The sequence below is a fragment of the Luteibacter sp. 22Crub2.1 genome (assembly GCF_900167995.1).
GTDB classification, from domain to species: Bacteria; Pseudomonadota; Gammaproteobacteria; order Xanthomonadales; family Rhodanobacteraceae; genus Luteibacter; species Luteibacter mycovicinus.
In genome coordinates this window covers 63,466-77,690 of record NZ_FUYT01000008.1, presented here as the reverse complement: position 1 = coordinate 77,690, position 14,225 = coordinate 63,466, and the positions used below count along the sequence as shown (strand labels likewise).

The following is a 14,225-nucleotide window of genomic DNA, read 5'->3' as shown; positions in this document are numbered from 1 at the left end:
TCTTTTCAGGCCAGTCCGATCAGGACCAGCAACATGTCGATCAGCTTGATGCCGATGAACGGCACGACAATGCCGCCCAGACCGTAGACCAGCAGGTTTCGGCGCAGCAGGGCGGCGGCACCCAGGGCGCGATACGCGACACCCTTCAACGCGAGCGGAATCAGGAAGATGATGATCAGCGCGTTGAAGATCACCGCCGACAGGATCGCGCTCTGTGGTGTGGCCAGGTGCATCACGTTGAGCGCATCGAGTGCGGGATACGTGGTGGCGAATGCCGCGGGGATGATCGCGAAATACTTGGCGATATCGTTGGAGATCGAGAACGTGGTGAGCGCGCCGCGCGTGATGAGCATCTGCTTGCCGATACCGACCACTTCGATCAGCTTGGTCGGATTGGAATCCAGATCCACCATGTTGCCGGCTTCCTTCGCCGCCTGCGTGCCGCTGTTCATCGCCACGGCGACATCGGCCTGTGCAAGGGCGGGCGCATCGTTGGTGCCGTCGCCACACATCGCCACCAGGCGGTTCTCGGCCTGCATGTCACGGATCAGCTTCAGCTTCGCTTCCGGCGTCGCCTCGGCCAGGAAATCGTCCACGCCCGCTTCGGCGGCGATCGCCGCGGCGGTCAGGGGGTTGTCGCCGGTGACCATCACCGTACGGATGCCCATCTTGCGCATCTCGGCGAAGCGCTCCTTGATACCGTCCTTGACGATATCCTTCAGTTCGACGACGCCGAGCGTGAGCGAGCCGTCCACGACGATCAGCGGTGTGGCGCCGCGACGTGCGACATCCTCGGCCATACGACGCACCAGCGGTGGCATGTGGCTGTCCTGGGTGTCGAGATAGCGTTCCACGGCATCCATCGCACCCTTGCGGATATGCCGCGTGCCCACATCGACGCCGCTCATGCGGGTCTGCGCGGTAAAGGGTACGAAGACGGCGCCGCGATCGGTGGCCGGACGCCCGGCCATCGCGACGAAGCGTGCCGCGAGCGTCACGATGCTGCGGCCTTCCGGGGTCTCGTCCGCCCGCGAGGCGAGCTCGGCGGCTTCAGCCAGTTCGCGCTCCTCGATACCCGGTGCCGGGTGGAACGCGACGGCCTGGCGGTTGCCCAGCGTGATGGTGCCGGTCTTGTCGAGCAGCAGCACGTCGACGTCACCGGCCGCCTCGACGGCTCGACCCGATGTGGCGATGACGTTGGCGCGGATCATGCGATCCATACCGGCGATGCCGATCGCCGACAGCAGGGCACCGATCGTGGTCGGAATCAGGCAGACGAGCAGCGCGATGAGGACCGTGAGGGTGATCGGATGGCCGACACCCGCGGCCTGCACGCTGTAGATCGAGTACGGCAGCAGCGTGGCGCAGGCGAGCAGGAAGATCAGGGTGAACTTGGCCAGCAGGATCGTCAGCGCGATCTCGTTCGGCGTCTTTCGACGCGAAGCGCCTTCCACCATCGAGATCATGCGGTCCAGAAAGCTCTCGCCGGGGTTGCTGGTGATGCGGACCACCAGCCAGTCGGACAGCACCCGGGTGCCTCCGGTCACCGCGCTGCGGTCGCCACCGGATTCCCGGATGACCGGTGCCGATTCGCCGGTAATGGCGCTCTCGTCGACGCTGGCGGCGCCGACCACGACTTCGCCGTCGCCCGGGACGATGTCGCCCGCGTCGACCAGCACGAAGTGGCCGGTGCGCAGTTCGCTCGACGGCGTGAAGACGATGGCGGCATCACGGTCCGCCGAAGCCAGCTTCTTTGCCGCGACATCGCGGCGCGAACCTCGCAGGGCATCGGCCTGTGCCTTGCCGCGGCCTTCGGCCAGGGCTTCGGCGAAGTTCGCGAACAGCAGGGTGAACCACAGCCAGAGCGCGACCCAGAAGATGAAGGTCGTCGGCGCTTCACCGTGTCCTGTCAGCGCCTGGATCCAGAGAAGGCTGGTCAGCACGCTGCAGACGAAGACGACGAACATCACCGGGTTACGGAACTGCAGGCGCGGTGAGAGCTTGCGGAACGCGTCACCGAGGGCGCGTGTCACCAGCGCGCGGTCGAAACCGCGCGGGGCGTTATGGGCTTGGGTAGTCATGGATCAGTGGCCCGTGGCGGACATCAGTTGTTCGGCGATAGGCCCAAGGGCCAGTGCCGGAAGGAAGGTCAGTGCGCCCACGACGATGACGATGCAGGCAAGCAGCGTGATGAACAGCGGCGTGTGCGTGGGCAGTGTCCCGGCGCTCTCGGGGACGTGCTTCTTCGCCGCGAGCGAGCCGGCCATGGCCAGCATCGCGATCGCCAGCGGGAAGCGGGCGAGGAACATGCAGATGCCGAGCAGAACGTTCCAGAACGGCGTGTTCGCCGACAGACCACCGAACGCGCTGCCGTTGTTGTTCGCCGCCGAACTGACCGCGTAGAGCATCTCGCTGAAGCCATGAGCGCCGGGATTGGAGACGCCCGCGACGCCGGCCTTCGACATCACCGCGATGGCGGTGCCGATGACGACCAGCGCGCACGGCAGAAGCACCGCCAGGCTGGCCATCTTCATCTCGTGCGCCTCGATCTTCTTGCCGAGGTATTCCGGTGTGCGTCCCACCATCAGGCCGGCGATGAAGACCGCGACCACGGCGAAGGCAAGCATGCCGTACAGGCCCGAGCCGACACCGCCGAAGATCACCTCGCCCAGCTGCATGAGCCACATGGGTACGAGACCGCCCAGCGGTGTCAGCGAGTCGTGCATGGTATTCACCGCGCCGCAGGACGCGGCCGTGGTGATCGCGGCGAACAGGCCCGAGGCGGCGATACCGAAGCGGGTTTCCTTGCCTTCCATGTTGCCGCCCGCCTGTAGGCTGGAGGCCTGGGCATCGATGGCCAGACCGTGCAGCGCGGGGTTGCCCGCCTGCTCCGCGGCGACCAGACCGACGGTCAGCGGCACGAAAATGAGCAGCATGGTGGCGAGGATCGCCCAGCCCTGGCGGCGATCGCCGACCATGCTGCCGAAGGTGTAGCAAAGTGCCGCCGGAATCAGGAAGATCGAAAGCATCTCGACGAAGTTCGAGAACGGTGTCGGGTTCTCGAACGGGTGCGCGGAGTTGGCGTTGAAGAATCCGCCGCCATTCGTGCCGAGCATCTTGATCGCGATCTGCGAAGCGGCCGGGCCCATCGGCAGCGTCTGCGTGCCCTGCTGCACCGTGGCGACGTCGAGGTAAGGCGCCAGGTTCTGGACCACACCCTGCGATACGAGAAGCAACGCGATGACCAGCGAGAATGGCACCAGCACGTAGAGCGTGGCGCGGGTCATATCGACCCAGAAGTTTCCGACGGCGGACGCGCCCCGGCGACTGAAGCCGCGGATCACCGCGATCAGCACGGCGATACCGGTGGCGGCGGACAGGAAGTTCTGCACGGCCAGGCCGAGCGCCTGGGTGAGGTAACTCATCGTCGACTCACCCGCGTAACCCTGCCAGTTGGTGTTGGTGGCAAAGCTGATCGCGGTATTCATCGCCGAGTCCGGCGACACGGCGCCGAAGTGCTGCGGATTCAGCGGCAACCATGCCTGAGCACGCTGCAACAGATAGACCACGGCAAGACCCGCCACGTTGAACGCGAGCATGGCGATGGCATAGCGGGTCCAGCTCATGTCCTCGCCGGCGCGGATGCCCGAGACGCGATAGAGCACGCGTTCGATACGACCGCCGAAACGGGTGACCTTGTTCGGTTCGTCGGCGAAGACCAGCGCCATGTACTGGCCGACCGGCTTCACCAGCACCAGCAGGATCGCCAGGAAGAGGCCGATCTGAAAGATGTCGTTAGCGCTCATTCGAACCACTCCGGCTTGAGGAGGGCCACGCAGAGGTAACCGGTCAGCGCCACCGCGATGGCGGTGGCCAGGATGTAAACGAGAGACATAGGGGTTTCCTCAGCGCCGGCCGAGCCGGTCGCAGATCATGAGGAAGCCGATCGTCATGGCCGTGAGCACGATGACGAGAAGGACGTACAGGAGTTCCACGGGTGTGTTCCGTCGAAGAGGACGGTGCGCATTGTTCGCTTTGCGCGATATTTACGGTGTATCGGCCAGCCCCCCGGGCGTAACGTTTGCGTAAAGAAACACGCGAGTTGACAGTTGCCAGAGACGAGTTCAAGAATCCATGGGCGCTCCGAGCGCTGAACGGACCCTTGCACACAGAGGAGCAGGATGCTCATGGACCCGGCATATATCGACACGGTGAAAGCGCTGTGCGGACGAATCTCGATGTCAGCCTTTGACACCGTGTTCCGGCTTCGCGTCGAGCGTGACGTCAAGGCGCCCAAGGACGGCCGTATCTTTCTTCAGGTGGAATACGACACGCCTTGCGCGAACACGGGCGAGCGCCGCGCGTTTCGGGGGCGGAAGTGGTACCTCTCGGACCACATGATCGACGACGAAGTGGTCAAGACCGCCCTGGCCGCCTTCGAGGCCACCATGCGCCACGAGTGCCTCGAGGGCTTCAAGGTCGACGGCGTGACGCTGGTCAATCCGCATGTTCATTTCGAGGAGCTTTTGCGGATTTCATCGAGAGAGGTCTCGCGAGCCGATCCTGCCGCCGCCGAAGATACCTAGGGTAAGTCGCGGCTTTCGCCCGGTTCGGCCGTATTCGTGCAGACGGCGCCTACGACGGATGGCCGGTGCCGTGGTGCCGAAGGGCAGCGTAGGGTGGATTGGGCGTAACGACGCGCACCGCAAAAGGACTTGCCGATGTCTGCCCCGACTTCCACCGCGACGCCCCGGGCCAATACGTTCGCCGCGGACTACCCGTCTCTGTTCGGAGACCTTTCCGTCGACCAGTGCCTTCCGGACGCGCTACAGAGCAAGCTGGGGCCTCTGGCCTATCTGAAAATGCTGTTCGACGTCGCGAGTTCCCTGGAGAAACGGTTCGACGACGCACCGAAAAGCCCGCTCGAAAGGCGTCGTCCGGACATCCCTGCGTTGCTTCTGGACGAGCCCGCGTTGAAGCGCCGCGTCCCCCGGCTCACGCTGGTCAACGACATCCTTGAAGCCTTGATCGTGGGTACCGCCAAGGCCGATCGAACGAACCGCGCAGCGTGCGCGGACATCCTGGCGGAGGCCAGCTGGCCTCCGACGCTGCCGTTCGACGGTGCCTGGGACAGGATCATGCAGGTCCATTGGTATAAGGATCTCCTGCGCTGGGACACCTTGAGGCAGGTCGATCGCGACTATCCCGGCTTTGCCTGCGGTGCGCCCGCCGCCGTCGGTATGCGCGAGGTGCTGCCGCTGTGCACCCACCTGTCGCCCGCCCAGATACGTAACCTGGTGGTTCCGGAGTCCACGTCGCTTGATGCCGCTCCCGGGGCCACCGATCCCTCTTCCGCCTCACTGCGGACGCGTCTCGGACTCCCGGCCGACGTGTCCGTCGACAGTCTCACGGCGAGCGCCTCATTCCTGAAGGTGACCGGCCTCAACCGCAAGCGGCTCCGGCAGCTCCTTGCGGTCAATGGTGTAGCCGGGGCAGGCGACACCGCCCAGGTGTCCTCCGTGCGGGTGAGCGACGCGGGAAAGCCAGGCGCATCGCCGGATAGCAGTGCGTTCGGTGCAAGCTACCTCAACGACGGCGCCACAGCGCCGCTGCGTCTCGTCCGCGCCGGCAGCGACAGCGGGTCGACTGTGACGATCGAAGGGCTGACCGCCGCCCATCTCGACCGGGTCTGGCGAATCCTGCGCATCCAGGCAGGCATGGACCTGTCCTTTGCGCACATCGACCGCTTACTCCAGGCGGCCTTCGGTGCCCAGCGGGTCGAGAAGGGGCGACGCATCGACCTCAACGTCCTTCGCGTGCTGGGTCTCTACGCGCACTTGCGCGATAGCCGATCCGTGGATCTCGACGCCTACGCGGCGGTCGTACATGAGATCTCTCCTTATGCCACCGGGCGCGACACATCGTATTTCGATCGGCTATTCGCGCTCGGACGTGCCCATGCGCCGCCGGTCATGGATGGTGCGCCGTTCGCGATCGAGGCGTCGTCCGCTGAAACTTCTTCTGCCGCGCCACTGGTCGCGGATGCGACCGTGCGCGCGCTATGCCTGGGAATGGGTCTTCGTGAAGAGACGGTGCTTCGCTACCTTGGCTGGATCCGGGATGCGCGAGGCGAGCGCGCACCCACCCGCACGCTGGATTTCATCTCCGCCTGCCATCGTCTCGCGTTACTGCCGCGGTGGCTGGGCATAGCCGATGAGAATGAAGCGTCCGCCCTGCTGGAACTCTTCCGGAGCACGCAAGGCACACTCTTTGCGCAGCTGGCCCAGCCGCGGCTGAACACCGAAAAAGGGACCGACGCTCCTGACATCGTCGATGCGATCGTCACGCTGATGAACATGCGGGACTGGTTGCGCGAGCACGAACTGCCTCCCGCACGCCTCTTCGCCGTGCTCGCACCGGGCGCCGCCCGGACCGCGACCATCGATTCCGCGGACCAGGTCGTCACATACCATCGGGCCGGCGGAACCACGGGCCTGATCCACAAGACCGACCTGGCGCCCATCTTCGACCGCCTTGCTTTTGCCGTCGACGCGGACGACGAGGACACCGACCCCTTCGCGCTGCTTGCGTCGCTGATTCGACCGGACGGCAGGCTTCAAAAAGCCGCCTTTCTGATGACCGACATGGAGAGCATGCGCGCGGCGGTCCACGACCTGCTGGCCGAGGCGCCCTTCCAGCTCACCCGGGAGGATGTGGCGACGGGAACGTACGCGGCCACGCTGGATAGCTTGTTTCCGGAACACTTGCTTGAAGAGGCAGACGCCGAGTCGCGGTTCGACGAAGCAGTCCGGAAAACGAGCGACATCCTCTGGGCAGCGCGACGTACCCAGATGGATCGCGCAAGCGATATGCTCGCGGCCATCGTGCCCAGCATCAAGGATGCGAAGCTTCGGGAGTGCGTCGGGCGCTGGATCTCCGTGAGCCACGAAGACCTGCTCGCGCTATACCTGGAACACGCTGGACGCACACAGATCGGCCGCCTGGCGGGCGCGTTTCGACAACCCGGCGAACTGGTCGCCCTGCTCGGCCTCACCACGGACGATGTAGATGCCGTCGCCGCGCTTCCACGGAAGTTCGGGCTCGATGAGCGAACGGAAGATGGATCCCCGGGCGTCATCGACCTTCGCACGGTCTACCGGCTGACGGAGTGGAACCTCGTCGTGAGCGAAGCGGCACGCCGGGCAGGCAACGCACCATCCGATACGGCCTTACGGCTGATCGCGTGGCTGCGCGGTGACCCGGTCACACTGGAGGCTACGCTCGGTGTATCCGGGGAATTAATAAAACTGGGTAATGCCGACCCGGCGGATGTGCACGATCTGGCATGGCTTCTCCGCGTTCTGGCGCTTGCCGATCGATCGGGTATCGCGCCGGGTGCGATCGTCGCGCTGTCGGCTTCGCATGCGGGCAGCAACGCCGCATGGCTTTCGGCGGTCGCCGATCAGCTCATGGCCAACTTCGGTGAAGCCGACCGGGCGACGATGATCGGTCGGCACGACGCATCCCGCCGCGATGCCATGCTTGCCTGGCTACACGTTCATGCGAGGGACGCCGATAACCAGCCATTTGCCGACCGGGATGCGTTAGCCGACTGGCTTTTGACGGACATCTCCGTGGGTCTCGAACCCCAGACGACACGTGTCGATGCGGCGGTAAGCAGCCTTCAGCTATACATCCATCGACTGCTGAGCGGGCTGGAGAGGCGCCTCGATACCGCCAAAGACATGAGGGCGGTTCGGGAAGCCTGGACGACGTACCAGGCGCGTTACGAGGACTGGCGCTCTCGCGAAGAGCGAGCGCTCTACCCCGAGAACTACATCGAGCCGGGCCGCCGGCAACACAAGACGCGTGCTTTCAGCGACCTCGAAACGCAGCTTGCCCAGGGGCAGGCACGTCCCGCCGATATCGAAACGAACCTGCTTTCGTATCTGACGACGTTCGAGCGCGTCAGCAACATTCAGGCCATATCCGGTTATCACGACGGCATAGATCCCGTCAGCAACAAGCTGCACATCATCGGGCAGAGCAACGCAGAACCGCCGGAGTACTTCTGGCGCACCGCGGATATGTCGGTCAAGGCACCGGGTGATCAGTTCTCCATGCTTGCATGGAGTGACTGGCGAGCGATCGATCTTCCACTGGTAGGCGAACTGGTCACGTGCAAATTGCCACCCAGGCCAGACAAGGCGCAACTCGATAAAGCGGCTGCCGACCTGGATGCGAAGCGCGAACGCAAAGGCGAAAGTCAGAAGGCCGAAGAAACTGCAACGAAGAAGGCACTCGCATCGCGAGCCGTCGCAGCCAGGCCTCAGCCCACCAAGGAGGAGATTGACCAGGCTACCGCCGACGAAGCGGCATCCTCTGTTGCCATCGAACAGGCGAATAAGGCAGCCGCGGATTTCTACCAGGCGGAATTCTCATTGAAGGCTGCGCATGCGAGAGCCAACGACCCCCGGGATGAAGTGCCGGTCATTCGTCCGCTGACCATCGACGGGCGCCCTTATGTCGTCTGGGTGGAGCAGGACGTTTCACCCATCGTCTTCGACGATCAGGACCGCGCGAGCGCCTACTACGTCATGAGAGTGTGCTTCTGCTATCAGGAATCGGACGGACACTGGAGCTCGGCAAACAAGCTGCTCGAACTGAACGGGCGGTCTGCCGACGGCAATCGACGAAAGCCCACAAGCGACGACCAGATTAACGGCATGTGCAAGCAACGTCTCAACCTCGTCACCCGTGAGTACCAACCGACGTTGGCCGTCATGGAGAACCGCAAGGGAAAGCGGCGTCGCCATGAGCCCTTGCTGGTGGCACTGCTGCTCGACAGCAAGATGGCGACTTCCGATGTGTTCCTCATCCGCGCCGTCGACGAAGGCGCGGCTTCCCTCGATATGTCGAACAAGGTCGAGCGAGAGCGCCGCACGCAACTGAAGTTAGCCCCGCCGGCAGCATACAGCCCTTATTTCATCGCCGTGCGTGATCTTCTGCTCGTCGACAAGCGACGGCTCGACGCGGATGCCTCGGACAAGCTCGAGCGGAAGCTCGTTTTAAACTGGCAAAAGCTTTTCAGCGACCCTCGCGTCGTACAGCATCCCTATCTTGGAACACGCTATCGCCTCACTTCAGGGAAAGATTCGGAAACCTCGGATGAGGACGTGAGGGAAGCGGTTGCAAAGAAAGCGATCATGCTGGACTCGCAGCCAGCGACGCTGACGGCTGTGCTTTCCGAAGATGGCGAGCGCATGAAAGTCACGGGGACCGTCGACAGCGTGTGGCGGAACCGCGAACGCGTCATCGTCGACGACAGGGATATTCACGGTCGTGAGGATGTCGCGGAAATCCTCGTCGACGAGAGCATGATCGTCACCATTGAGTCGGCGACTGGAAGATTTCCTCATCTCCAATGGGTTAAGGGCGCGCTCTTTCCTGACGGCGATTTCACCGCGATCGGCGCTCGTTCATCTCGCACCTTCGCTGTCCGTTTTACCGCAGACGCTAGACCCGATAGGGCGATTCCTATCAGCTACCGACTCCTCACGGAGCACGCGACGCCCACAAGGAAGCGCAAGTTCTCGGTAATTCATTCCGGAGAAATTCACGTTCTCGCTGGCGATCTCAGACCTTTTCTTCAACCTTCACCGGCTGACGATCGTGTAAGAGAAGAAATTGACGCGATAGCGGTATATGTTGCCTTTCTCATAAGCAGATCGGCTTGGAAAACGAATGAACTGGGTCCCGGTGTCGGAGACTACGACGAGTTGATCGATTTTGAGCCAGTTCGACTCGATGTAGATTACGAAAACAAGAGGGTTAAGCTTGACACATCGGATTGGATCGGCACGGTGGTCTACGTGAATGTCGGCCACGACTGGGTCCGATATACCGTTAGAGGCATCAAACAGCTATCCAACCAATCCGTCGGTTCCGTTTTCGTTCCGAAAGCCCGCGCCGAGCAGGGAGAAACGATCAAATACGTCCCTCTGCCGATCACCGCAAAGCTTCAGTCCGGCGCGGTGACGACCACCATATCCGACGACTCGAGTCTATTGGGCGACCTGCAGAATGTGCATCTGGATGCACTCCACGCTTGTGCCGAAGCAGATAAACAGGCGGCCAGAACATGGCTGCCGAAACTCGACCCTTTTACGTGGCGTGTCGACAACCGCTCCTACGATGAGGCGATGGGTCGTCCTGGAGCCGAGCAGGACACCAACGTCGCCGTCGCGCTGAAAGGTTCCGTACCATTCCTCCGGGCGGTTCAGTCGCTGAACCGCGAACAAAAAGAGGCATTGCGCGTAGCCTTCTCCGCATCCCTCTTTCAAACCGTATCGGACGCCGGAGGGGCTGAACTGGGCGCGCGAGCGGTCGAGAATATCGTCCGCTTCGCCATGAGTCATGCCGAGTCGTACGGCAACCTTTACGCTCGTCTGATCGCCGCCTTCGGTAGTGAAGGCACGAGGGGCAACGAGCCTTTCAAGAAAAAGCTGTACATGGAGAAAATGGGCCGAAAGAAGATCGAGGCATATTTCCCCGTCGATCCCGACACCAGAACCTATCCGATCACCCTGTCGCTCGAGGTTCCGGACGATCCCGCCAACGATCCGGAGGGCAAAGCGAGCACGTGGCTCACGCTGAAACGCACGTTTACCCTGGTCGACCGGGCCGAGGAAGCATCGTCGCCGGACGATCGCGTGCCGACCGTCTACATCTGGCACAACACATCGAATGCGCAATATCTGGACCTGGATGAGTCCGGTCGGCCGCCGGTGCGCCTGAACACCTTGTTCGGAAAACCGCTCGTCGGCCGGGCCGCTCGCTCGATGGACGCCGTTCTCTCCTTCGACACGCAGACGCTGCCGGAGCCTGCCCTTCGCAAGGGTGAAAGCGGCGGTTTCGTCGATTTTCGTGGAGCCAACGGACTTTATTTCTGGGAGTTGTTCTTCCATGTCCCCTGGCTGATCGCGTGGAACCTGCGCGAGAAGCGCGAGTACGCAGCGGCGTGGAACTGGTGCAGTCAGTATCTGTTCGACCCCTATCGCGGACAGACGACGAGCGCGACACCCCCTCGCCCGTTCTGGAACAGCATGCCACTCGTGTATCCGATGTCGGTAGCCTCCGATACGGGCGAGGCACCCGAGCTGGCAGGGTATGCGGACCACGTGCATTTCCAGAAGGCGCTACATGCTTTCGCGGTCGACCTGTGGCTGGTGCAGGGCGATGAGCTGTTCCGCAAGCTGACGCCCGAGAGCCTGCAGGAAGCGTGGTTGTGCTACCAGCGTGCCCTGCGGCTTATCGGTCCACTGGAAGAGCCAGGTGACGCCGCGCCCTGGAAGCCCGTCACCTTACGCTCGCTGGGTGATGCCTTTGTCGCGCCGGTCAACCTGCGTCTTCGGGAGACACGGGATCTCATTCTCAGTCGCTTGTCCAACCTTCGCCACGGCCGGGCGATCGATGGGACGTTGCTACCGTACATCGGCCGCGGTGTGGATGAATCGCTGACGTTTAGCGGTGGCCGGGGTGGCACCGGCGCCATGCAGGACCTCCTGCGAATGAACCAGATTCCTCATCACCGGTTCCGTGATGGGCTGGCTTTCGCGCAGGCCGCCGTGGAGCGGCTGACCGATCTGGGGCGCTACCTTTTCCACATCGCGGAACATGAAGCGGATAACGCGTACGAGGTCGAAAAGCAGACGACCCTGATGGCGGTTTCGGATTTCGATGTGTCACTGCGCAGGCAGGCGATCGTGACGGTCGAGCGCGAAGGTATGACCTTGAAGGCCAGCCGACGGAATGTGGAAAAGCGAGTCAGGCATTACACCGAGCAAATGGGTCGCAGTCCACTCGAAATTCTTGCTTCGACGACCGGGTACAGCGCCGTTGCGATGCTTTACGCGACGAGCGCTCCCCTTCTGGCAAAGGTTCCCCTTAAATCCCTGATGAATGTGCTTGGGATGTCGACGGGCGGTAATAAGTGGGACGCTGCCCCCGAAGCCATCGAAAAAAAGATGGAGACCTTTGCCGAAGCGACCCGCCTCCTGGCCGAGGATTTGCGTACGGAAGCTGCCTATAACCGGCGGGATGACGAATTCAGGCTCGAGATCGAACTGGCGCGAGGTGACCTCGAGATCTTGTCCGCTCAGGAGGCGGAGCAGGCGTCCCGCCTCGCCACCGCCAGAAAGGAACTCGATCAGGCCGTCGCACAGCAAAGTCGCCTGCGCACCGAGTTCGCGACACTGACCAGCGGCTTCGCCATCGCCGACACCTATACCTGGATGCTCGGACGCCTCGGCGAACTCTACGCATCCGCCTACCAGTCCGTATTGAGCCTGTGCCTTTCGGCGGAAGCCAGCTACATGTTCGAGACCGGCGATTTCGGCACGCGCCATGTACGGCTGGATGCGTGGCAGGGTGCGTGGCGGGGCATGTTCGCCGGCGAGGCGCTACAGAACGACCTGCAGGCGATGCAGAGCTCGTACCTGCGTGTACACGAACGACGCCCGCTGATTCACAAAGACATCTCCATCGCCACCCTCTCTGGCGGTGGGCTGAGGACGGCACCGGGCAAGGATGCCGCGGGCAGGGATGTCTCGGTGAGGACGTTCGACAACAAACAGCTCGCCGAAGGACTGAAGAAGAACCGCCTTTGGATCCGTTTGAGCCAGAACATGTTCGACGAAGATTATCCCGGCCACTACCTGCGGCAGATCAGGCACGTGTCGGTGGAGTTCAAGCTGAAGCCGGACGCGAAGACGCTCACCGAAACGAGCGTCCTCCGTGCGGTTCTCACCCAGCGTGCCAACAGCCTGCATGTCAGCCCCGACATGGATGGCGCGAGATGGCTACGTGGGCCGGGTTCCGAGACCCCGTCCTCGATTCGGCGCAACCTGAGAGCCAACGAGTCCATCCTGATTTCATACACAAAGCCGCGCGTGCACGACGATCCGATGGCGACCGTCGTACTGCGGAATGAATTCATGGACGGTCGGTATACGCCCTTTGAAGGTACGGGCGCGGTTTCCGACTGGACGCTGACGCTTCCCGGCGATGAGGCGATGAGGGCGGCCTACGCCGAGGACATAGAGGACATCGTCCTGCGGCTGGACTACTCGGCGGTCTGGGGCGGGGGGACCTTCACCTTTCAGGTGAAAGAACTCATGCAGGAGAATACCAAGGCACCGCCGACGACAAGGGTGGTTTCTAGCCATGCGCCTGCCCAACCGGGTGCAGACGCCCGGAGCGAAGCGGGTGTCCGTCGTTTCATCGCGAACCTCGCTATCGCGTGGCGGGCGTTGAAGGCTTCAACTAAAGAGACGCGGGACGAAAAGCTGAAATTGCTTCAGACCTTCTACGTCCTGAGGGACGTCAAGGGCATCGACATAAGCATTGATAACGAGCAGCACAGGCTAGGTCGGACCGCATTGCAATCCGCGGATTGCGTCGTCAGCGACCCGGGAGAGTCGCCGACCGTCACCTATGAGCATCCGTACGATCTTGGCGGCATCAAGGAACAGCTCAAGCTGCGGTGGACACGCAACGGTTACCAGGTTGTCGAACATACCGTGGGAAATTCCCCGGCACAGCCGCCCGGCGAGCCCGGCAGCCCGGAAGCACCTGGCTCGCCACAGACGTCCGATGAGCCCGACGAGCCGCAGGCGCCCGATGTACCGGGGGTTCCGGACGTGCCGGATGTCCCGCCTGTCTCGCCTGTCCCGCCTGTCCCGCCTGTCCCACCTGTCCCACCTGTCCCGGATGTTCCGGATGTTCCGGATGTTCCCGATCAGCCCGCTGAGCCAGAGGATACCCAGCGCCCATCGGCCAACCTTTCGTGGCCCCAGCGCAGTGGCGAAGGTGGCGAAGCACCAGACTGGGATACTGCCGAAGAGATCAGTGCAAAAAAGATGATCGAGACGTTCTACGCAATCTGGCCTGGCACCTCCGATGACAAAGCTAAGGCCGAGATCAACGAGCTCTTCGCTCTACAAGACATCGACGACGTCGTATCGGCTTTTCACGACACATCCGTCCTGGCGATCGTCCGATACAGCGCGAGCATCTTCTACCCTGGCACGCCAGAGCGTGTGTTTGCCTTGAAGCTCTTCGTCGACGTCAAGGACGGCAACAGACGCTTCTACAAACGACGCGACCTCTTCCAATTCCAGGCGGGCAAACTCAACTTCGCAATGCGATATTGGGAGCCCAGTTAG

5 protein-coding genes are annotated in these 14,225 nt (G+C 62.7%); 2 read left to right on the top strand and 3 right to left on the bottom strand.

From position 1 onward, the window contains the following. Positions 1-5: 5 nt before the first annotated feature. From kdpB to kdpF, 3 genes are read right to left on the bottom strand one after another with little or no spacing between them, the layout of a single operon-like run. On the bottom strand, positions 6-2,081 hold the full coding sequence (gene kdpB / locus B5X73_RS10040; RefSeq protein ID WP_036116842.1) for a potassium-transporting ATPase subunit KdpB: 2,076 nt from the start codon (positions 2,079-2,081) through the stop codon (positions 6-8). A 3-nt stretch (positions 2,082-2,084) separates the two neighbouring features. Continuing rightward, a complete protein-coding gene (kdpA, locus tag B5X73_RS10035) occupies positions 2,085-3,806 on the bottom strand; it encodes a potassium-transporting ATPase subunit KdpA (RefSeq protein ID WP_079521564.1) in 1,722 nt (573 codons plus the stop codon). Continuing rightward, positions 3,803-3,895 (bottom strand): K(+)-transporting ATPase subunit F, encoded by a 93-nt coding sequence (gene kdpF / locus B5X73_RS10030; RefSeq protein WP_079521563.1) that lies wholly within the window; start codon positions 3,893-3,895, stop codon positions 3,803-3,805. The genes kdpA and kdpF overlap by 4 nt, the downstream gene beginning before the upstream one ends. Before the next feature lie 343 nt (positions 3,896-4,238). On the opposite strand from kdpF, the gene B5X73_RS10025 reads away from it, so the two are divergent. Continuing rightward, a complete protein-coding gene (locus B5X73_RS10025) occupies positions 4,239-4,586 on the top strand; it encodes a hypothetical protein (RefSeq protein WP_139382725.1) in 348 nt (115 codons plus the stop codon). A 135-nt stretch (positions 4,587-4,721) separates the two neighbouring features. Continuing rightward, entirely contained in the window at positions 4,722-14,225 is a 9,504-nt protein-coding gene (locus B5X73_RS21010; RefSeq protein WP_079521561.1) for a Tc toxin subunit A-related protein, read from the top strand.